Here is a 20,767-nt window from a genome sequence, read left to right on the forward strand (position 1 = left end):
GGTTTACAATGTCTAACCCTTAAAAACATAGGGAGAATGAAGCCTACCTATTCAAGACATGAATACCCGATACGGTAGCTTTAATGAGACAATATGTCGCATAATACGGGGCGAATTTTGGGACTATCCTCCCCATTACAGAAAAATACCAACCAGAGGCCAACTTGATGTTTAAAGGTAGCGCAATAACGGTCACGATGCTCGATGGCGGCATCGCTGAACTAAATTTTGATTTGCAGGGCGAATCAGTCAACAAATTTAATACTCAAACAGTACTCGAGCTCGAAGAAGCGCTCGGTATTCTTGATGACGCTGACGATGTGAAAGGTCTGTTGTTGACCAGTAGCAAAGGCGTTTTCTTGGTCGGCGCTGATATCACTGAGTTTGTGCCGCTGTTTGGCAAGGGAGAAGGTAAAGTCGGCTCGCATTTGGCGAAAAACCACGACAATTTCAACTTGTTGGAAGACCTGGATTTCCCAACCTGTATCGCGATCAATGGTTATGCCATGGGTGGCGGTTTGGAATTGGCGCTGGCATGTGATTTTCGCATTATGAGCACAGTCGCCAAAATTGGTTTGCCAGAAACCAAGCTCGGCATTATTCCAGGCTGGGGCGGCACAGTGCGTTTGCCACGTGTTGCTGGCGCGGACACAGCGATTGATTGGATTTGCTCAGGGAAAGAGCAGCGCCCAGACGTGGCATTGAAAGCCGGTGTGGTCGATGGCGTGGTTGAGCCAGAGCACCTGCGTGATGCGGCATTGGCCGTTCTGCAAGACGCCATAGATGGCAAACTGGATTACGAATCGCGTCGCGACCAGAAGACTGAACCGTTGAAGTTGAACGAGACAGAAGCCATGATGGTATTCGAGACATCAAAGGCCTTCGTTGCCGGCATGGCTGGGCCAAATTATCCTGCCCCGGTTGTGGCGATCGAATGCATGCAGCAAGCTGCGCGTAAGTACCGTGATGACGCGATCGCAATTGAGCGTGCCGGCTTTGAGAAGGTAGCCAGCACCAGCGTCGCCGAAGCCTTGGTCGGCTTGTTCCTGAGTGATCAGCTAATTGGTAAGAAAGCCAAAGGCTGGGAAAAACAGGCAGACAAAAAAGTCGAACGTGCTGCGGTTCTCGGTGCCGGCATTATGGGTGGTGGTATCGCCTATCAGTCTGCATACAAAGGCACGCCAATCAAAATGAAAGACATCAACCAGGCTGGTTTAGACCTGGGCTTGTCCGAAGCCAATAAGCTGCTGGCGAAACAAGTGAACCGTGGCCGCATGACGGTTGAGAAAATGGGTTCAATTTTGGCCTCAATCGACCCAATGCTGACTTACGACGGTTTTGAAGATGTGGATGTCGTGGTTGAAGCCGTGGTCGAAAACCCGAAAGTCAAACACGCTGTGTTGGCGGACGTTGAAAAGCAAGTGTCAGACGACACGGTGATTGCGTCGAACACCTCGACGATTTCAATTAGCTATTTGGCGGAAGCGTTGGAGCGCCCAGAAAACTTCTGCGGTATGCACTTTTTCAACCCCGTGCACGCCATGCCGTTGGTGGAAGTGATTCGCGGCGAGAAAACATCCGATACGGCGATTGCACGCACCGTGGCATACGCCAACGCGATGGGTAAGAAAGCCATCGTAGTAAACGACTGCCCAGGTTTTCTGGTTAATCGCGTCTTGTTCCCATACTTCGCTGGTTTTATGGGTTTATTGCGAGACGGTGCTGATTTCCAACAAGTCGATAAAGTCATGGAGCGTTTTGGGTGGCCAATGGGGCCAGCCTACCTGATGGATGTGGTTGGTATCGATACCGGTAATCATGCAGAACAGGTGATGGCGGAAGGTTTCCCCGATCGCATGACCAAGGAATTCAAAACTGCCGGTGATGTGATGTTCGAAAACGATCGTTACGGTCAGAAGAACGGTAAGGGTTTCTACCTTTACGAGAATGACAAGCGTGGTAAGCCGAAGAAAGTGGTGGATCCGCAAGTCTATGAGTTGCTCAAGCCCGTGGTGGCGGATTCAAAAGAATTCGACAAAGACGAAATTATTGCCCGCATGATGATTCCAATGGCAACCGAGTTAGCGCGATGCCTGGAGGAAGACATCGTTGGCTCGGCACCAGAAGCCGACATGGCGCTGGTATACGGCGTTGGCTTCCCACCTTTCCGCGGCGGCCTTTTCCGCTGGATCGACGACATGGGTATTGAGAAATTCGTAGCCATGTGCGACCAGTACAAGCATCTTGGCAAGCTTTACGAAGCCACCGATGCACAACGCGAGATGGCTGCTAACGGCGGCAAATACTACACGCTATAACCGGAACAAATTTTAGGTAGAACCATTATGAGTACTAATACAAAACCGCAGCCAAGAGATGCTGTTATTGTGGATTTTGCGCGCACCGCGATGGGACGTTCAAAAGGCGGCTGTTTCCGTAACACGCGTGCCGACGAGTTGAGTGCGGAAGTAATTAAAGGGTTATTGGCTCGTAACGAAGCCATCGATCCAGAAGAAATTGATGATTTGATTTGGGGCTGCGTGATGCAGCGTGATGAGCAAGGTTTCAACCTGGCGCGTTTCGTCGGATTGATGGCTGGCTTACCGCACACAGTGCCAGCGCAAACTGTGAACCGTTTGTGCGGCTCCTCGATGTCAGCTATGCACACGGCGGCAGCCAACATCATGGCTGGTCTCGGTGACATCTACATCGTTGGTGGTGTCGAGCATATGGGCCACCTGGATATGAACAAGGGTGCTGATCCAAACCCGGAACTGGGTCTGTACGCAGCGAAAGCGGCGGGTAGCATGGGGATGACTGCTGAACTTCTCGCGATGATGCACGGTATTAAACGTGAAGATATGGATAAGTTTTCTGCGCGTTCTCATCATTTGGCAGCTAAGGCGCGTGCTGAAGGTAAGTTCGACAAAGAAATTATTCCAGTTATGGGCCATGACGCGATCGGTCGTCCTTTCATGGTGTCGCAGGATGAAACAATTCGTGAAGACACGACGGTAGAAGGCCTTGCGGCATTACGCCCGGTGTTCAACCCCAAAAGTGGGACTGTGACGGCCGGTTCGTCATCGCAAATTACGGATGGTGCTTCTGGCATGATCATTATGTCTGCAGAACGCGCTGATGCGCTGGGCATTGCGCCAAAAGCACGCATCACCGCAATGACGCTGGCTGGTGTGGATCCATCCATTATGGGTTATGGGCCAGTTCCCTCAACTGAAAAGGCCCTGGATCAGTTGGGTCTGACAATGGATGACATTGATTATGTGGAACTCAACGAGGCGTTCGCTGCGCAATCTTTGCCGGTCTTGAAAGACCTTGATCTGCTGGATGAGATGGAGGAAAAAGTAAACGTCCATGGGGGCGCGATCGCATTGGGTCACCCATTTGGTTGTTCCGGTACGCGTATCTCCGGATCATTATTGACTGTGATGGAACAGCGCGACTTGACGCTGGGTGTATCCACCATGTGTATTGGTCTCGGACAAGGTATCACCACGGTTGTCGAGCGTTTGAACTAGTCACATCCGCGCACGAACCACAAAGCCCTAGTCATCCACATGACTGGGGCTTTATTGTTTTAAGGGATATTGCAGCTGACTCAGTCGAACTGGGTACCCAGATATTGCGCACAGCGTGTCATCAATTCATCCCAATCTCCGCTGCTCGATTGTCGTAGTACTTTAGTATTGGGGTACCATGTGCTGTGATCATTATCGTCCATCCAACGCCAGTCAGCATAGGGTGACAATAACGCCACGCAGGGCACACCCAGTCCCGCCGCAAGATGTAGGACGGATGTACAGACGCTGACGACCATATCGAGTTGTAGGGCAAGTTTGCCGGTGTGCGCATAACTCACCAGGTCGATTTCTAGATTGGTTACGTTTGCCGCGGCCAATTGCTCACGGTCGTTTGCTGACACAGGCAATTGTAAGCTGTAAAAGTTGAAATTCGTTTTTCGCGTTAAAGCCAGCATCGATTCCAGCGGGCATGAGCGATGGTGATTGATTTGCTGAGTGGGACTACCAGCCCAGACTAGACCGATTTTGGCGCGTTGACTGGCCGGCAGCGATGGTACGACGACCTGATCGGGTACACGCAGATAGGGTAAATCGGTTGGAAGATTGTCCAGCTCTACGCCCAGTGCGCCCGGAAGAGACATGATTGGACAGAACACGTCAAACAAGTCTTGCGGTAAATTCCCTGGTAATCGGACTTCATCGACGCAAGACATGGCTGAAAACATCAACCGCAGCGGCTCTGTGCACACCACAATTAGCTTTTTGCAGCGCTGACGCGCCAGCGGCAAAAAACGCGCGAACTGCAAAGCGTCGCCGTTGCCTTGCTCGGTGTGGACCAATAAGGTGAGATCGCAAATGTCTTCGCCTTGCCATTGCGGTTGTGGGCAGTTGAACGCCTTAAAACTCGGCATTTTCCAGCGCCATTCGTAGTCCTTCCAGCCGTTGCGGAAATCACCTTGTAGGAGTTTCACGCAGCCACGATTAAAATGCGCGGTGGCATAACTTTGATCAGCTTGGATGGCGGCGTCATAGTGTGTCAGGGCTTGCTCGAAGTTTAATTTTCCGGCCCAAGCGTGCCCCAAACTATTGTGCGCTTCTGCGTGGTTTGCTTGGCGTGCGGTCACTTGGTCTAAGTGGCGAATGGCTTCATCCCACTGCTCTGTGTCTGAAAGTGCCACGCCGAGGTGATAGCGCGTAGTGACGTCCTCTGGCTCGTCTTGCAAAATCGCCTGGTAAGCGGTGATCGCTTGGGTAAATTCGTGACGTCGATGATGGCTAAGCGCCGTTTCAAATCGCAGGAGTCGAGGATCCGGGGCGACGAACTCTGCCAGCGCTGAATCGGGTATCGAGAATGACGAACTCACTAACGGGTCGGTAGCGTCGAGCAGAGCAGGGTATCGCCAAGGTAAAACCTGAACCGAGAAGATTTCCTGGACGCCATCCGAGAACACCAAAAAGCCCACCGTCTGCCCGGTCTCGATATCCACGATCCACACGCCACATTTGCGATCCTGTTCGCGCTGGGTCAATGGCAGACCCGCAAATACAGCCGTTTCGCGTACTTGAGAAAGGCCGATTAAGGCATAGCGGTCAATGAAATCGATGCCGCGACAAAACCCGGGCACCTCGGCGATGACGGTCTTCGTGCCATTGTCCGGGTTGATCGTGATGAGTTGTCCGGCACCGGATTCCAGTACCCAGAGTTGATCTCGATACCAACGCGGAGAGTGGGGCATCGATAATCCCCGACAAATAAATTCCTCACGCTGCATGTCCATCAGCATGCCACCGAACGCTTTGTCATGCCGCCAGCCAGCGGGGTCATCGGAGGTGCCTAGTGCGGTGACATAACGTGGCTGGCCGTCGCGCATCGCCAGACCATTTAAGTGGCATCGATCCGTTAAATCGTAGCCGGAGATAAACGGTGGACGCCAGCGGGGCACAACGCTGTGATGGAGGTCTAAGGTGCAAAGGCACGACATTTTGGTATTCACTAGCCACAGCTCACCGTCCGCATCAAACCCCATTTCATGGATGTCGATGTCGCCAGTGGTATGGGTTCGGCGGGGTAAAAAGGCACTGTCATGCGTATTCGCTGGTGGTATCTTGGGTCCAACATTATTCATGTTGAAATAATCAATCACCTGCGCGCCGGAGCCGACGCTGAGTCGCCCCTGTGTGTAAGCCACGCCCATAGGTTTGGGGAGCGATACAAAGTGTGTGTTCAGCGACGCCGCGTCGGGTCGCAGCAAAATAAGTTTGCCAGCTTGGTATGTTGACACCACCACGCTGCAACCCGCTTTCTGTAACAGTTCCGGAAATGTATTGGTGTGTTGGCTGTGGAGCGCGTCTGTCATGAGATCAAAAGGTAGTGTGTTTGTCTGATTGTAACCAAGGCGACCGACTGACGATAGTCAATACCGGAATATGGAAGGACTGCATTGCGTGTTCACCACGCCTGTTGTCTAATGCGCGTATGGAAAATAATAAAAAACTTGCTGTTCTTATTGATGCCGACAACGCGCAACCGAGCATTGTTGATGCATTGCTCTCTGAGATTGCGAACTACGGCATCGCAAGTGTTAAACGAATTTATGGCGATTGGACATCGCCGGGGCTTAAAGGCTGGAAAGAGGTGTTGCTGGAGCATTCCATCCAACCAATGCAGCAATTTGCGTATACCAAAGGTAAAAACGCGACCGACAGCGCGATGATCATCGATGCGATGGATCTGTTGTACAGCGACGCTTTGGAGGGATTTTGTATCGTGTCGAGTGACAGTGATTTCACCAAGTTGGCCTCACGTATTCGCGAATCTGGCTTGTCGGTGTTTGGTTTTGGGGAGAAAAAAACCCCGGCGCCGTTTGTTGCTGCCTGTGACAAGTTTATCTACACCGAGGTATTGCGCACACTGCCGGATGATGATGATTCGAGCAACCGCATGTCAACCAAAGAGCTGAAACAGGATACTAAGCTGGTTTCATCATTACGTAAAGCCGTTGAGGCTGCGTCTGACGAGAGCGGTTGGGCGCAGCTGGGTCCGGTAGGTAGCCACATCAATAATCAGGCTTCCAACTTTGATCCGCGCAACTATGGGTACGCCAAACTCGGTGAGCTGGTTAAGGCCGTTGACCTGTTTGAAATTGAAGAACGACCGATTGGGAATGGACGCTCTAAGGCGGTATATATACGCACTAAGAAAACCCGCAGTCGACGCGCATCGGCAGCTAAGTCATAATGTCGATGTCTTGATCTGGTGGTGGAAATGCGAACTGTAATTTTAAACAAGCAGCCGGTTGAGCTGTACAAAGTCCTTAAGTTTGAAGGGTTGGTGGCCAGCGGCGGTGAAGCCAAGCTGGTGATCGAGCAAGGTATGGTCCAGGTCAATGGCGAGCTGGAAATGCGTAAGCGTCGAAAACTTGTGAGTGGTGATCAAATCGAATTTGGCGGGCATCAACTAACGCTGTCACTCTGACACGGTATTGAGTTCGACATAGCACTATACCCGGAGGATTGAATGGCGACATCGTTTCTTATGTTTGTTGGCGAGCAGTATGGTCGTGCGCACCAGGCTATCCAATTTTATCGAGCGACGTTCACCGACAGTCAAACCGACGAGATACAGTGCTATCTTGATGACCAAGCGCAGGCTGGGAAAGTGAGAATTGCGCGTGTCGGTCTGAACGCAAAGTCGTTGATGGCCGCTGACGTATCCGGTGAGCACGGGTTCGAGTTAACGCCGGCGCGCTCGTTGTTGGTGGATTGCGAAGATCGTGCGCATCAATCAAATCTGTTTCAACACTTTGCTGGCGGTGGCTAGGTTATGATGCCTTTGGGCGATTACGGGTTTAGTCAACAATTCGCATGGGTTGCCGACAAATTTGGTGTGTCCTGGCAATTGAATCTAGCTTGAACCACACTTGCCAAACCTTGTCACACTGTATAATTCAGTGTTTTGTGCTAACTTCAAAAAGTATCCCTTGCCAACGACGGATGTGGGCTTCGCTCGATAAACGCAGGAAATGACGAAACAAAAAACGGTTTATATGTTAAATGCGCTCTGGTTTAAACCACAGGGCGGCGCGGATCGCTATCGTCAGTACATGCGCAAAGTAGCCCCGTTAATTAAGCAGGTTGGTGGCCGAAAGCTCAAAAGCTTTGTGCCAGATCGCGCAGTCATTGGCGAGTTCGATGCCGACTTGGTTTACTTCGTGGAGTACCCAGATTGGGAGGCATTCAAACAATTCGCCAATTCACCGGAGTACCACAAGATTGCGTATTTACGTGAAGAGTCCGTAGACAAGTCACTGTTAATTCGCTGTATGCGCCCGGCGGTACCGTTCCGTTAAAACCCCAGCTACTCGTTTGGTGCACCGGTCGGCTCATTTGGCGCTGATTCGGCATCGCAATATTCTGCCAGACTCTCACACCAGCTGTTCGGCTCACCTATGTTGACGCCGTTGCGTACTTGGCGATACGCGGCGGTGTGAAGATACAGGTCACGGCGCAGTTGGTTGATGTGGCCTAATGGCTCATGCTGTTTAATACCATGCCATGGATTAAAGGACATGGCTTCACACATAGCATTTTGTTGTGGTGTGTCAAAAGTTTGTTTCGGGATATGGATTCGTGCAATCGGTACAAAGGGAGACGTGGCTTCAGACCAGCGCACCGTGGTGTCTTGGATTGGCATGCGCGCATCTGGGTCGCGCAACTGTACCATGAACTGGAAACAGGTGTCTCGTTCCCGCAGCAGATACGCCATACTGTTGCGGAGCAGATTAGGGTCGTCGCGATTTACCATTGGAACGGTGTAGTCTTCGCAGGCTTTGGCGCTGTACTTGATCTCATGTGGGCCCAGTTTGTAGGCCGACATACTGTAATACTGAGTGGATAAAGGCGTATTCGGGGCTGGCTGACGGGTACTCAAACCAAGATACAACTCACGCAGCCGCCAGTCGAAAGGATTCAAGTAGTATTCACCAAAGAAGTAAGTGAACGGCCGACCTTGTGCGCTCAGGCGTTCAAGCTCACGGTAGTCTTCGATCGAACGAATAAAAAACGTTGGTGAATTGATCATCAAAAAATCTTGCGTACTACCAGCCAACATGGGCGGCAGAAGCTGCTCGCCCTCCACACCCATTACTTTGATGGCCATTCCGCGCGCGTCAGACTCGGTGTCAGGGAGCGCGGGTACTGTGCCATTGCTGAACCGGATCCAGGCTTCATAGTGACCGGGTTGGTTGAACAATCCGTGGTTGTAGGTGGCTTGCGATTCGAAGACTTCGAATCGGGCTCGCACGCAACCGTGCGGTTTTGAATGCGCGTCCCGTTGATACTCCGGGGTTCGGTAGCGATCCACCATCTGGCGAACAGACTCAATAATGGCAGCATTATTCGTTTGACGCTGGGCTTTTGCGGATGGGCTATTGTCAACCAAATCGGCGTCGGGGTCTCGTAACGCGCCAGCCGCCATTTGCCATGCGAATACACCAAGGAACATCAATGCGTAAACTCCAGCCACATAAAAAAGCCATTTTACAGCTCTGCGGCCCATCGCCGACAGGCCTATCAGCCAAGGTTTGAGTCGCGTCAATAATTTCATTCCGGGACCTCATTGAAATTGGATTGCGGCCAGCTTACGTTGGCACAATGCGGGGTCGAAGACGGATCAGGCCGCTCGCCGTCGGAGTGAATTTTCAGGTATTCGATCAGGGCTTGGCGTTCGTGTTCGGTGAACTGGCGGCAGTATCCTGGCCGGTCCTTTAACTCATAGCCGATAACACCGTCACCGCACAAGCCATCATTGAATTCGTGTCCGAAGTTGCTGTTACCAACCAACTGCGTGTCATATTTAAAGGCGCCTTTGAATGGACGCACATCCAGTCCCAGTGTCTGCGGGTTGAACTCTTTGCGACCTAGATAAAACTGACTGTCTCGCTGGTCTGCTGGCAGCAGCAGCTGATAGATGCTCGGCACCGAGCCATTATGTAGAAACGGCGCCGTGGCCCAGACGCCTTCCAGCGGTCGCGGTCGATAGGCGCGCCAAGCAACCGGGTTATCGTGCTCACCAAATCCGTCTAAATCTGCTACTAGCTTAGCTGTTTCGGGTTCGGCGATATAACCCGAGGCGTCCATCAGTTGCCAGTCTCGATACTGTTTATAGCGGATTTCGCCGCCTAGAAACTGTAAACCAGGCCCGAAGGCGGTTTGACTAGGGTCCGGAATCTTGTCTGGGTCCGGTAAGCGCAGATTGGCGCCATTGGCGCGTGCCTGGGCGATTGCAGAGACCACTGGTGTCAGGTCGTAGGTGTTATTGATCATGTTCTCTGCGGAGGTAGGGTCAGTGCCGATGTAATCCAATGGAATGTGTATCATCTCCCAATAGCCACCACGTGCAGATTGCAATTCATAGCTGGGTTTCGCCTTACCTAGCCAGCTTCCTTCGCCAAGTTGTACCGGGGGATGCGTCCTACGGTTGATCAAATCAAGCAGATCACCATCCGCCGTCGTCATTAGCGGACCATGACATGTTTGGCATTGGTGGTTGGCCGCGGTCTGTTGGTAATCAATCTTGCCGTCGACGGCTTCGCGGTTAAACGGGCCATGGCATTTGGCACAGACTTCGCCAAATATTTTTTGCCCTTCGCCGGCCAGACCATGGTTGATGGGACCGAACACATCTTCTGGCCAGCGCGGTGGTTCAAGGTGTTGTAAAGTGGTTTCGATGCAGTGCATTTCGGACATCATCACCGAGTTGTCATACAAGCCATCGGCATGCACAAAATTGGCCGGCGCACGTGTGCCCATGGCTTCATTTACATTGCGTGCCATTGCCTGACGAACTGAACCCATCCACTGTACCCAATCGAACGCCCAGATGTCCCAAACGTGAGGATAGTTGACTGGCGCGTTGGCGGTGCGATAGTTTTTATCCGAAATATAGTCGCCGAAGACCGTGTTGGCGATTCTACCTAAGCCGTCGGTTCGGCCGTAGCCTTCCGGGGTCGGATAGAGAAAGTAGTTATGTCGCCCATAGACCAACGCTTGTTTAATGGTGTTCCAGGTTGCCTTCCGTAATTTGGCTTTCTCAGCGGTATAATCTGCTTCTGGTATCTCGGCGAGCACCTTGCGTGCAAAACGATTGAATTTAAACGGGTTGAAGTAGGTGACGGTCAGCGACAGCACGCTGTTGGTCATAAACTGAGTCGGATCGAGTGATGGCAGCGCGTGACCGCCAGCACCGCCATCGATCACCAAGGCAGTGCCTTGATAGGTCAGTTGTGACGAATGGCACGCGGCACAGCTGACGTCCAGTATCTTGTCGCCGCTGTTTCGGTCATAGTGCCAGGTCAGACCGATCGGGAGGTCGCCTGGGTTATTGGGGTTTATTTTGGAAGAAGGGTCGTAGATATAGCCCAGCTGTTGCATATATTTACGCGTTATTAACGGTTTTTTACCGACCGGCTTCTCTAGTGCGGTGATCCAGTCGTACTGCAATCCAAAAAAGTTGGTGCCTTGTGGTAATCGGTAATAGTGTTGTCGTTGCGCGTCGCACCAGCCCTGATACGCTGGGATCATCAGATCATTATTTGGGTCATTGGGGTCGGGGTTTTGCGGAGTTGGATTGTCACAGCGCAGTTCCGCACTTGGATTGAGGAACTGATACTGGGTGATGGGTGTATATGCCGGAATGTCCGGATAGTTCGAGATGCGCCACAATGCAATATACAATCCGAGACACAGCACTAAAAACAGGGTTAACAGACCACCAAGCCAGAATCGCCATGAACGCAACCTGGATCGTCGTAGAGACTTATTGTTTGCGGTCATGATCGCGATTCTCCTCGGTTTGCAGGGTTAGCTAGACTTTAAGTTCAAGGTGTTGCGGTCAAAGGCACTGCCGTTATAGTTCAGCGCCAGCCCCGCGACCTCAGAGCGTACTTTGAGTAGGTAGCCGGATGCGCCGCAGGTAATGTAAGCAGTTTTCATGTCTGGCCCGCCAAAGCATATATTTGAAGGCAGTGGGGCAAAGTCACTATTTGGCAAAGCGATCGGACAATAACGGACTTCGCCCTGTGGGGACACAATGGATATCCCGCCGTTGCTCATCGGGTTGTTGCCATTCGGCAGCATAGTCGCCACATACACGTTCCCTTCGCGGTCGACCGCCATCGAATCAAGCACGGCCTGTCCCTCGAAATTCGCCGTGAGTAAATGTGAGCCGTCCAACGTTCCTTGATCGGGACCGGTGACGCTGTTGGGGATGATTACACCGGGGCTGGCGAGTTCATAATAAACGATCTTGCGTTCGAAGGTGAGTGCCACGTATAAGCGTTTACCGTCGGGTGATAACGCGACGCCATTGGGGTTATTCAATGGATACACAGCCTGGGTGATGGCACTGCCATCGGCTGCGGCGTAATAAAGCCCAGTGATGTCGCGGTCGCGTTCGCGGATTTTGCCGTAATCGGTAAACCAAATGCCGCCCGCGTCATCGACGACCAAATCGTCTGGTCCGCATAAAGGGTAAGCAGGCGACCAGTCTTCTATCTTGGTGCCGGGCGGATTCTGCCGTTGCTGACTGCTTGTATAGAGTGTTTGGAGTTCGCCGTTGGCTGGGTTGTATGCTTGCAAGCTGCCGCCAAGATAATCTGCTGGTTGATTGCCAGCAATATCCAATGTTTGGCCACTTGGTAGCGGAATTGATAACCAGTCAAAACCACCATCATTGCAGACATAAATTCGGTTATCCGGGCCGATAGCAGCGCCATTGGGCCCGCCTTGGATCGTTGCGACCACCTCTTTTGGGCCCCCATCAGCAGGGATCAGTGATAATTGCTCATTCTTGATCTCCACCAGCAAAATACTGCCGTCTCTGCAGTGCACTGGGCCTTCCGGGTAGCCTAGGTTTGAGGCCATGATTTCCAAAGTCGAGAGGTCGAGTGCTGCCATAATGTGCTCCATAGGTTGAGTTGGCGAGAGACTGATTAGCTGATGAGTTTGTACTCCTTTAAGCCCTCAATAAATGCGGCAGCGTTCTCAGAGCCACCAACAATTTTGTAGACATTTTCGGCATATAATTGTGCCGTCAACAAGGGGTTGATGGTGGCGGCGTTGTCTATGGCGACGATTGCCGAGCTTTCGTCACCGAGCTCGCAATAGGCATTAGCCATCAAAAAGTAGTTGTGGACCCAGCCAGGTTGCTGGATCAGACTCTTCTTGGTCAGTGCAATAACTTCTTCTTGGTTGCCATAGCGTTGTTGAACTACGGCCATGAAAAAGTTCCAATAGGGCGCCGATGGGTGCTTGGGTGCGGTGGCAAAGTTCTCTAGAATGATTTGTTCAGCCTCGGCGACATCCGCATCTGAACCCGTAAAGGCGAGTAGTAATGCTAGATAGCCACGTGCGATCAAATTGAGTGGTGCCATCTGCACCACCCGACGTAAGGCCAACTCTGCGCGGCGACTTTCGCCAATGTTTTGCCAAACGACGCCAGCGTTCTCCAACACGTCGATGTCATTGGGTGCCTGCTGATAAGCCATCTCGATAAGCTCACTGGCTTCGTTGACACACGCGTCATAGTCCTTGCAGATGCGAGTTGTCATTTGTTGTGCGAGTAGCATGGCGAGCGCAGCACGCGCACTGGCATACTCCGGGTCTATTTTGATGGCTTGGCGCAAATAGCCGTCCGCTTTAAGAATGCCTTCTGGTGTAAAGTTAGTCAGCCAGAAGTGATAAGCTTTTTGCACCAAGCCCCAAGCGTCCAGTTTCTGTACTGGCAATGCCCCAGCGAAGATGGTCTCGGCCAGCTTTACTTCGCCGAGCACCGCGCCAACGATGCATTTCGCGATATCCTGTTGGACCTCGAACAAGTCCTGTATTTTACGATCGTAGGTTTGTGCCCAGATCTCAGCATTGACGTGCATGTCTGAAAGCTGCGCGATGACGCGAATCCGATCATCTTTGTGGCGCAGACTGCCTGTGAGCACAAAGCGTGTGTTGAGCTGTTCGGCAACGCGTTGAATATCCGCCTTGCCTTTGCTCATTTGATACGAAGACAGACGTGAGCTGACTCGGATGTCTGGCACCATGGTGACGTGCGCGATGACTTCAGAGGTAATGCCGGCAGCGATGTATTCGTCTTCTTCATTGCTCGATAGCGCGTTGAATAAAAGCACCGCAATGGAAAAGTTTTTATTGTTCAAGGCCACGACCTTGTCAGTCTCGTTGTCTTGCTCGAGTTTGGCTCTGTCTTTCGCTCCACGCTGAAGGATAGGCGTCAGGATGTAACGCAGCGCCCCATAAGAAATGCCCGCGATCACCAAGATGGCCGCCACAGCCGAGAGGGCAGATTCATTGTCAGTCAACCATTGAACGACGTACTCAGCTACTTGCACGGGAATTTTGGTGTGTAGGGTCGCATCTGGTGATGATTATAAAGCAGCCCTACATGCAACACCACGGTTTGCGTCGGCGAGAGGCAATAAAAGGGCGACTTGCAAATAACTGAACTATCGTCATTCTGCGATGGAGTCTGCCACAATGGGCCTGTATACTCCGCCGCCGAGCGGCAGAGAGAGTGGGCCGACGACAGTAAACAAAGGGTTAGATTGGTCTGAACTGTGTAACGTGTGATTGCGTAATGTGTCGCATGCTGAGCCAACAATGCCCGTAATCAGCGTCACGCAATTGAGTGCGTGTCCAGGAGCATAATATGGCGCATAGTGAGCCAACTGAGATCAAATTTTCTGACTTGGGTCTACCTGAGTCGATCCTCCAATCCGTTCTGGAGTTGGGGTATGAACAACCATCGCCAATTCAGGCAGAAAGTATTCCAGCTTTGCTGAGCGGTCGAGACTTGCTTGGCCAAGCGCAAACCGGAACCGGTAAGACCGCCGCGTTTGCCTTGCCGATGCTGAGTCAGATCGACCCAACGCGTCGAGATACCCAGCTGTTAATTCTGGCGCCAACCCGAGAGCTTGCTATTCAGGTGGCGGAAGCCTGCCAGCAATATGCCAAGCATTTGCGAGGCGTGAGTGTATTGCCAATTTACGGTGGTCAGTCATACACCATTCAACTCAAGCAGTTGTCGCGTGGCGCACAAGTGGTGGTTGGCACCCCTGGTCGAGTGATGGACCACATGCGGCGCAATACGCTGTCGTTGGACAATCTTAAAGCACTGGTGTTGGATGAGGCCGACGAAATGCTGCGCATGGGGTTTATTGATGACGTTAAATGGGTGCTTGAACAATCACCACCCGGGCGCCAGATTGCCCTGTTTTCTGCCACCATGCCGCGTGAGGTTAAAAAAGTTGCTGACTCGCATTTGGCGGATCCGGTTCACATCAAAATTGCCAGTAAGACAGCGACGGCAGCAAATATTCAACAGCGTTATTGGATCGTTCGTGGAACGCACAAGCTGGATGCGATTACACGTATTCTCGAGATCGAGGAGACAGATGGCGTGATTGTCTTCGTGCGCACTAAAACCGCGACGGTGGAATTAGCAGATAAGCTGTCTGCACGTGGCTTTCGCAGTGACGCATTGAACGGTGATATCCCGCAAGCCAACCGCGAGAAAATTATTGATCGGCTGCGTGGCGGTAAATTGGATATTTTAATAGCCACGGATGTGGTGGCGCGCGGTTTGGATGTTGAGCGGATCAGTCACGTGATCAACTACGATGTGCCGCACGATACCGAAAGTTATATTCACCGCATCGGTCGGACTGGGCGTGCCGGTCGATCTGGGCAGGCAATCTTGTTTGTGGCACCGCGCGAAAAACGCATGCTGTATGCCATCGAGCGTGCGACCAATCAGCCGATTACAGCGATGGACTTACCCAGCGTGGCGGATATCAATCGTTCTCGCGTTGATCGCTTTAAACAGAGTATTGTTGCTGCGGTGGCCAGCGAGAACTTAGATCTGTTCTCGCAGATTATTGCCGAACTGCAACACGACGAAGAGTTGAGTGCCGAGCAAATTGCCGCGGCGGCGGCCTTTATGGCACAGGGTGACACGGCTCTACTGTTGGACGAAAAAGAACTCAAAGCCGAACGTGCGCATGGCCCGGCGAAACAACGTGACGCCGATTTCGATAACGTCCGCTCGAATCGAGCCAGTGCTAAGCCAGTGCCAGCTGCACAGGCAACACCGCTGACTGATTTCCCGGATGTTGAAATGCGACGGTTTCGTATTGAAGTCGGCCGGCGCAATCAGGTGAAACCTGGCAATATTGTTGGTGCGATCGCAAATGAAGCCGAGCTGGAAAGCAAATACATTGGTGAAATCGAAATTCGTGACGACTACTCCACGGTCGACCTGCCAGCCGATATGCCAAAGGAAATTATGGCGATTCTGAAGCGCGCACGCGTAGCCGGTCGTCCAATGGAAATCGGTTACTACTCGCCTGAGGATGTTGTGGCCTCCGACGAACACGTGAGTCGACCAAGGTCAACGAAATCCGCGCCGGGTAAAAAACGATACGAGTCAAAAAAGGGTAAGCACGATAACAGTAAAAAACGTAAGGCTACCTCAGACTATGCGAAACGAAAACGGAGTGAGCGCAAGCGCTAATCGCTCATCATTATCAGGGGTTTTATCGCGCCTTGGTTCTGGTTTATGCTGGCGGAATGCGTCGCTCCTTAATTTATTCGCTGTGTTTGCTCTTAGTGCTGGGTACGGCATTAGGCGGTTGTTCTACCGTGAGCTACTATTCCCAAAGCGTGGTCGGACACACGCGCATTATGCTAGCCCGGCAACCCGTTGAGGAAGCGATTGATACGGCGACTGAGCCGCTGCGTTCGCAGCTAATTTTGAGTAAGCAGGTACGACGCTTCGCGGTGGATGAGCTCGGGTTACCGAACAACCGCAGTTATCGTCATTATGTAGCCTTGAACCGCGAATACCCAGTTTGGAATGTGGTTGCTGCTGAAGAGTTTTCCATTGAGCCCAAATATTGGTGCTATTTGGTGATTGGCTGCGCCGCATATCGCGGATATTTTAAACAGTCTAGCGCACATGCTTATGCGAACGGTTTAGCACAGGATGGGTTTGAAACCTCAGTGTCTGGTGCCTCGGCTTACTCCACACTCGGTTGGTTTGCTGACCCAATTCTGCCTTCAATGCTGCGCTACGGTGATGTCGCGTTTATCGAAACCTTGCTGCATGAGATGGCGCATCAACGGCTGTATGTGAACGGCGACAGTGAGTTCAACGAAGCATTCGCATCATTGGTTGGCGAAGAAGGGACGCGTCGCTGGTTACGACAATATCGGCCGCATGCACTGCCTGACTACAACGCCCGAATTCAGGCGGTTGAACAATTCGGCGAGCTCGTGCAATCGACCAAAGCTACCTTGCAGTCAGTGTATGCGCTCAATGTGAGTGCCGAGACCAAACGTCGACAAAAGCAGCTGGCTTTGACTCAGATGCAGCAAGAATATGCGCGTATGCGTGACGAGCAATGGAATGGTAAGCCATGGTTTGACAATTGGTTTCGGCAGCCGGTGAATAACGCACGCCTTGCTGGGTTTTCCACCTACCGTGCGAAAATTCCCATGTTGTCACAACTGTTGATTAAGTGTGCTGGTGATTTGGCGCGGTTTTATCAGCGCTTAGAGCAGGTAGCATTTGAGGGCCACGACGTTGTTGTCCCGACACAATGCGACCGCCACGATGAGGGTTGACGAGTGAAAAAAAGTTTAGGTAAGACTGGTTTGGTCATGGTGTTGCTCATTGCGCTGGCTGGCTGTGCGAGTCTCAGTGAGCGGGAGTGCTTAAAAGGAGATTGGTTTGAAATTGGTTCGCTAGATGGTCAACGCGGATACCGGGTAGATCGACTGGAAACTCATCAGCGTGCGTGTGCAAAACACGGTGTGTCGAGTGACGACGCAGCGTACTTTGCAGGCCATGCGGAGGGGTTAACTGATTATTGCCAACCCGAAAACGGTTACCTGGAAGGTCTTGCGGAGCGTGATTACGCTTATGTTTGTCCCACGCATCTGGAAAAAGATTTTTTACGTGAATATGCCAAGGGGCTAAGTGATCAGATTCGGGAGCTAGATTATGCTTACGATCTAGTGCAACGTGACCTCGACTATGCAAGACACGATGCGCTGTATTTGAAGTCTGAAAAGCAGCGTGCACGCGCACGTTACCAAGCCGAGCAGCTGGAGTCTGAACTTCGCACTATCAGTGAACGCAGATTCCAATTGAATGCGTGGTTACGACACACGCTCGACCGTCTATAGCGGTAACACACACGGATTGGGTTGGCTGACCAGCGCTGTTTTGTCGGTCTCAGTGCCGTAGGTGCTTTTTTAGGTCTAAGTCAATACGCAACTGGTTTGGCGCAGACCGGCATAAGGGTGCCGGTTAGGGTGTGCCTCAAGCTGCGTAGAGGGGTTGATCACGCTAGGTCGTTCGTGGTTCTGCGTGGATGGCCAGACGACGTGGCCCAATTACGTATCGCGTTCAATCATGACAGTCTGGTCGCTAAAGTAAGTCGCGAGGTAAAAAAAATCGATGCACCACCACGAAGGGTGGGCATCGATACAATTACCAAAGTGTCGATCATGTCGACCTTAAAGGAACTTTATTTGTGCTCGGTTGGCAGGTTTTGCGCTCAGGAGTGTGGGCCGCAGTGGTGTAAGACCAACGAACTTACTTGTGGTGACTGACTTATACTTTTGAGTAAGTTACTTCACCGTCTTTAGTGACTTCACAGATTGTTTTCAAGCGCTCATCTTCGGTGACCACACGCATGGTGATTTTATAGACGCCACGTGTTTGTTTGATTTTGGTGGATTTGCTTAACTTGTATCCTGGGTGAGCCAGTTGCGCTTTTTCTTTACACAAGCCGATTGCTTGTCCGGCGCTGTCTACTTCTGCCGCATTGGCGGTGCCCAGCATCATTGGAGACATTAAAAGTGCGGTAGTTGCTGTCAATTTGGTCAAATATTTCATGGTTTTCCTCTGAAATCGTTATGAAAACGAGTTATGGGTCAAATTCGCCCCGGTTATAACAGAATGTGTGTTCTGGAAAAAATCTAAAAAAATTAGGTTATGGTTTCATCAATGCTAGTGCGCAGCGGACGTAGTTTTGACGCTCGTCCAAGGCGCAATTTTGTTTTGTCATAGCAATCAACGCGCGTTGTATCCCCATCACGTAGATGACCAGCTCTTCCACCGGCAAAGGTCGGATTTCACCGTCTTCAATAGCATTTTCAATTACCGTTTGAAAAGATTTCCGACTGTTATCAAAAATGCACTGAATTACTTTGTCGACATCAGGGTGCTTACCACCTCGTTCGATGGCGGCTTGATGAGCGAAACAACCTTGGTGCTCGCCATTTTCAAGCTGGTCTAGTACCCGATCAAAATGCTCAACCAGGCTTTGGTAGCTAGCGCGTCGGCCGCTAAAAGGTTTGACAAAGTGATCGTGGATTTTTTGCTGATAACGCTTAAGTGCCGCGCAATACAGCTGGTCTTTGTCTTTAAACGCCTGGTACAAACCGTAGCGCGCGACACCGGAATGTCGAACAACATCTGCCATAGAGCAGGCTTTGTAACCCTTTCTCCAGAAGAGATCGAGTGCAGCGTCTAGGACAGTTTCAGGTTCGAATTCGCGCGTGCGTGCCATAGGAAGCAGAATATACATTCTGTATAGTAAAAGTCAAATGCCTTTGTCATAAAAGCTGGTCGGTTTCCGTGCTGAATGATTAGTGATTCAACTGTTCCTGAATTGGCGTGTCATCTTAGGTATAATTCAACGTCATGCAATTTGACTGAACCACCGGAGTGAATTATGAGTGTTGCGCGTATTACGGAAATTTCGGCCTCTTCGAAAAAGAGTTTTGATGACGCCGTCAAGGTCGGTATCGCAAGAGCGTCTAAAACCTTGAAAAATGTGTCCGGAGCTTGGATTAAAGATCAAGAAGTGGCGATTGCTGATGGTGTTATTACGGAGTACCGTGTGAAACTGAAGATTACCTTCGTGCTCGAAGAGTAGTCATTGGTATTTTACCGGCGTGTTAAGCGCAGTTATGATGACGCCCATGCTGCGCGGCGATAGAGCCAATAGATTTGTTGTAACAAACCGCGCCATCACTGCGTTTACATGATATATTTCGGGCTTAGTCTCAGCGGTTGAGGCAAATTCTGGTTCAGTAGAAAAAAGCTCACAGATGGGTTGTGAGTAATTAAGTTTGCTGAAAAATTATCACAATTTTGAGGTTACAAACCTCTCTGTGCTCGGATTTGGGTATTCGAAGTCACTGGCAAGCGACTTACGTTCTTTGTTTAGCGGCTTTGTTGATGGGGAGTTACAGTCGAGATTCATCGACAGGGTGCGCGCAGATTAAGAATCATGTGCTGGAGGAACACACATGTCTCTGGTAGGTACGCTTATAGGATCGCTCGTGCTGGCGTCAGCCGGTGGCGCTGCATGTTGGTGGGCCAGTAATAAGGCGCCAGCATCCAAATTCGATTTACAACGCAAGCGCAGCCTAATGTCGGCTGCAGAACGGAATTTTTTTGAAGGATTAATGAAGTCGCTTGGCAACGAGTTCTATGTTTTTGCCAAAATGCGTGTGTCAGATGTATTGCAGGCGGGCTCCGATGCCAGCTGGTTTCAAGAACAACAGATCAAGTTGCGCCTAACAGATGAAACATTCGATTACTTGCTGTGTAAAAAGCAAGATATGTCGGTCTTTGGCGTGGTTGAGCTTGAGACGTTCGAAAAGGGCACTGATCGTAAGATGCGTGCCGCACGTGAGAAGTTGATTGGCGAAGTCTGTAAACGGGCGAATTTGCGTGTATTTTACTTTGATATCCGTCAAGATTACCGCAGCATGGACATTCGACGGTTAGTGACCGGCAAGTCTGCACGGAAGAAGCCGCAGTCCAACAGTAACAGCTCAGTTAAAAAAGTCGAACTTGCCTCGGAAAGCGCCTCGGTAACTCAGTTCACTGATCTGAGAAGCTGCCCCAAGTGCCACAACGACCTGGTATCCAAAGTCGCGGTAAAAGGAAAGCGGATAGGCGAAAAGTTTCTGATGTGCCGGAAGTATCCGTACTGCGATTACCAAGTTTCCATGACCGATGCGAAATATCTTAAAATGCAGAAGCAGGAGCAGAAAAAGGTTAAAAAGGCTGGGTTTAGTGATTGGGCCGGCTAGTTTACACGTTTGAGTTCAAAAATCCGGTGCGAACACCGCATGTT

Annotated in this window: 17 protein-coding genes and 1 pseudogene; 11 read left to right on the top strand and 7 right to left on the bottom strand. The window is 51.2% G+C overall.

Annotated elements, in window-relative coordinates; all coding sequences use genetic code 11:
• Positions 1-164: 164 nt before the first annotated feature.
• On the top strand, positions 165-2,318 hold the full coding sequence (gene fadB, locus IE055_RS02030) for a fatty acid oxidation complex subunit alpha FadB (protein WP_189398334.1): 2,154 nt from the start codon (positions 165-167) through the stop codon (positions 2,316-2,318).
• A gap of 27 nt (positions 2,319-2,345) precedes the next feature.
• Complete coding sequence (gene fadA / locus IE055_RS02035) at positions 2,346-3,536, top strand: acetyl-CoA C-acyltransferase FadA (protein ID WP_189398335.1); 1,191 nt, start codon at positions 2,346-2,348, stop codon at positions 3,534-3,536.
• Between the two features lie 80 nt (positions 3,537-3,616).
• Here fadA and IE055_RS02040 read toward each other — a convergent pair whose 3' ends face one another.
• On the bottom strand, positions 3,617-5,896 hold the full coding sequence (locus IE055_RS02040; protein WP_189398336.1) for a TIGR03032 family protein: 2,280 nt from the start codon (positions 5,894-5,896) through the stop codon (positions 3,617-3,619).
• A gap of 119 nt (positions 5,897-6,015) precedes the next feature.
• On the opposite strand from IE055_RS02040, the gene IE055_RS02045 reads away from it, so the two are divergent.
• From IE055_RS02045 to IE055_RS02065, 4 genes and pseudogenes are all read left to right on the top strand, one after another.
• A complete protein-coding gene (locus tag IE055_RS02045; protein WP_189398911.1) occupies positions 6,016-6,777 on the top strand; it encodes an NYN domain-containing protein in 762 nt (253 codons plus the stop codon).
• Between the two features lie 27 nt (positions 6,778-6,804).
• Positions 6,805-7,014, top strand: a complete 210-nt coding sequence (locus IE055_RS02050; RefSeq protein WP_189398337.1) for an RNA-binding S4 domain-containing protein — start codon at positions 6,805-6,807, stop codon at positions 7,012-7,014.
• Positions 7,015-7,074: 60 nt separating this feature from the next.
• Positions 7,075-7,452, top strand: a pseudogene (locus IE055_RS02055) (VOC family protein).
• A 109-nt stretch (positions 7,453-7,561) separates the two neighbouring features.
• Positions 7,562-7,888 carry a DUF1330 domain-containing protein gene (locus IE055_RS02065; RefSeq protein WP_189398340.1) on the top strand — a complete coding sequence of 109 codons (327 nt, stop codon included), beginning with the start codon at positions 7,562-7,564 and terminating at the stop codon, positions 7,886-7,888.
• 8 nt (positions 7,889-7,896) lie between these two features.
• On the opposite strand, the gene IE055_RS02070 is transcribed toward IE055_RS02065, so the two are convergent.
• From IE055_RS02070 to IE055_RS02085, 4 genes are read right to left on the bottom strand one after another with little or no spacing between them, the layout of a single operon-like run.
• On the bottom strand, positions 7,897-9,144 hold the full coding sequence (locus IE055_RS02070) for a catalase family protein (RefSeq protein ID WP_189398341.1): 1,248 nt from the start codon (positions 9,142-9,144) through the stop codon (positions 7,897-7,899).
• Positions 9,141-11,372, bottom strand: a complete 2,232-nt coding sequence (locus tag IE055_RS02075; protein ID WP_189398342.1) for a di-heme-cytochrome C peroxidase — start codon at positions 11,370-11,372, stop codon at positions 9,141-9,143. Before IE055_RS02075 ends, IE055_RS02070 begins: the two co-directional genes overlap by 4 nt.
• 27 nt (positions 11,373-11,399) lie before the next feature.
• Entirely contained in the window at positions 11,400-12,494 is a 1,095-nt protein-coding gene (locus tag IE055_RS02080) for an SMP-30/gluconolactonase/LRE family protein (protein ID WP_189398343.1), read from the bottom strand.
• A 35-nt stretch (positions 12,495-12,529) separates the two neighbouring features.
• Entirely contained in the window at positions 12,530-13,939 is a 1,410-nt protein-coding gene (locus IE055_RS02085; RefSeq protein WP_189398344.1) for a hypothetical protein, read from the bottom strand.
• A gap of 317 nt (positions 13,940-14,256) precedes the next feature.
• Here IE055_RS02085 and IE055_RS02090 point away from each other — a divergent pair, with 317 nt between their 5' ends.
• From IE055_RS02090 to IE055_RS02100, 3 genes are all read left to right on the top strand, one after another.
• Positions 14,257-16,119, top strand: a complete 1,863-nt coding sequence (locus IE055_RS02090) for a DEAD/DEAH box helicase (RefSeq protein WP_189398345.1) — start codon at positions 14,257-14,259, stop codon at positions 16,117-16,119.
• A gap of 128 nt (positions 16,120-16,247) precedes the next feature.
• Positions 16,248-17,231 (top strand): aminopeptidase, encoded by a 984-nt coding sequence (locus IE055_RS02095; RefSeq protein ID WP_189398346.1) that lies wholly within the window; start codon positions 16,248-16,250, stop codon positions 17,229-17,231.
• Positions 17,232-17,234: 3 nt separating this feature from the next.
• Positions 17,235-17,795, top strand: a complete 561-nt coding sequence (locus IE055_RS02100; RefSeq protein ID WP_189398347.1) for a DUF2799 domain-containing protein — start codon at positions 17,235-17,237, stop codon at positions 17,793-17,795.
• 430 nt (positions 17,796-18,225) lie between these two features.
• On the opposite strand, the gene IE055_RS02105 is transcribed toward IE055_RS02100, so the two are convergent.
• Positions 18,226-18,510 carry a hypothetical protein gene (locus IE055_RS02105; RefSeq protein WP_189398348.1) on the bottom strand — a complete coding sequence of 95 codons (285 nt, stop codon included), beginning with the start codon at positions 18,508-18,510 and terminating at the stop codon, positions 18,226-18,228.
• 97 nt (positions 18,511-18,607) lie between these two features.
• Positions 18,608-19,204 carry a TetR/AcrR family transcriptional regulator gene (locus tag IE055_RS02110; RefSeq protein ID WP_189398349.1) on the bottom strand — a complete coding sequence of 199 codons (597 nt, stop codon included), beginning with the start codon at positions 19,202-19,204 and terminating at the stop codon, positions 18,608-18,610.
• Between the two features lie 147 nt (positions 19,205-19,351).
• Here IE055_RS02110 and IE055_RS02115 point away from each other — a divergent pair, with 147 nt between their 5' ends.
• Both IE055_RS02115 and IE055_RS02120 read left to right on the top strand, forming a co-directional pair.
• Complete coding sequence (locus tag IE055_RS02115; protein ID WP_189398350.1) at positions 19,352-19,555, top strand: dodecin family protein; 204 nt, start codon at positions 19,352-19,354, stop codon at positions 19,553-19,555.
• A gap of 376 nt (positions 19,556-19,931) precedes the next feature.
• On the top strand, positions 19,932-20,723 hold the full coding sequence (locus IE055_RS02120) for a DUF2726 domain-containing protein (RefSeq protein ID WP_189398351.1): 792 nt from the start codon (positions 19,932-19,934) through the stop codon (positions 20,721-20,723).
• The last annotated feature ends 44 nt before the right edge of the window (positions 20,724-20,767 follow it).

It is taken from the genome of Arenicella chitinivorans (genome assembly GCF_014651515.1).
Taxonomy (GTDB): Bacteria; Pseudomonadota; Gammaproteobacteria; order Arenicellales; family Arenicellaceae; genus Arenicella; species Arenicella chitinivorans.

What these genes read in the sequence shown, in the direction of transcription:
- IE055_RS02065 (WP_189398340.1), top strand. Translation starts at nt 7,562, where the DNA reads ATGACGAAACAAAAAACGGTTTATATGTTAAATGCGCTCTGGTTTAAA.
- IE055_RS02115 (WP_189398350.1), top strand. Translation starts at nt 19,352, where the DNA reads ATGAGTGTTGCGCGTATTACGGAAATTTCGGCCTCTTCGAAAAAGAGT.
- IE055_RS02090 (WP_189398345.1), top strand. Translation starts at nt 14,257, where the DNA reads ATGGCGCATAGTGAGCCAACTGAGATCAAATTTTCTGACTTGGGTCTA.
- IE055_RS02040 (WP_189398336.1), bottom strand. Translation starts at nt 5,896, where the DNA reads ATGACAGACGCGCTCCACAGCCAACACACCAATACATTTCCGGAACTG.
- IE055_RS02050 (WP_189398337.1), top strand. Translation starts at nt 6,805, where the DNA reads ATGCGAACTGTAATTTTAAACAAGCAGCCGGTTGAGCTGTACAAAGTC.
- IE055_RS02120 (WP_189398351.1), top strand. Translation starts at nt 19,932, where the DNA reads ATGTCTCTGGTAGGTACGCTTATAGGATCGCTCGTGCTGGCGTCAGCC.
- IE055_RS02105 (WP_189398348.1), bottom strand. Translation starts at nt 18,510, where the DNA reads ATGAAATATTTGACCAAATTGACAGCAACTACCGCACTTTTAATGTCT.
- fadA (WP_189398335.1), top strand. Translation starts at nt 2,346, where the DNA reads ATGAGTACTAATACAAAACCGCAGCCAAGAGATGCTGTTATTGTGGAT.
- IE055_RS02075 (WP_189398342.1), bottom strand. Translation starts at nt 11,372, where the DNA reads ATGACCGCAAACAATAAGTCTCTACGACGATCCAGGTTGCGTTCATGG.
- IE055_RS02110 (WP_189398349.1), bottom strand. Translation starts at nt 19,204, where the DNA reads ATGTATATTCTGCTTCCTATGGCACGCACGCGCGAATTCGAACCTGAA.
- IE055_RS02045 (WP_189398911.1), top strand. Translation starts at nt 6,016, where the DNA reads ATGGAAAATAATAAAAAACTTGCTGTTCTTATTGATGCCGACAACGCG.
- IE055_RS02080 (WP_189398343.1), bottom strand. Translation starts at nt 12,494, where the DNA reads ATGGCAGCACTCGACCTCTCGACTTTGGAAATCATGGCCTCAAACCTA.
- IE055_RS02070 (WP_189398341.1), bottom strand. Translation starts at nt 9,144, where the DNA reads ATGAAATTATTGACGCGACTCAAACCTTGGCTGATAGGCCTGTCGGCG.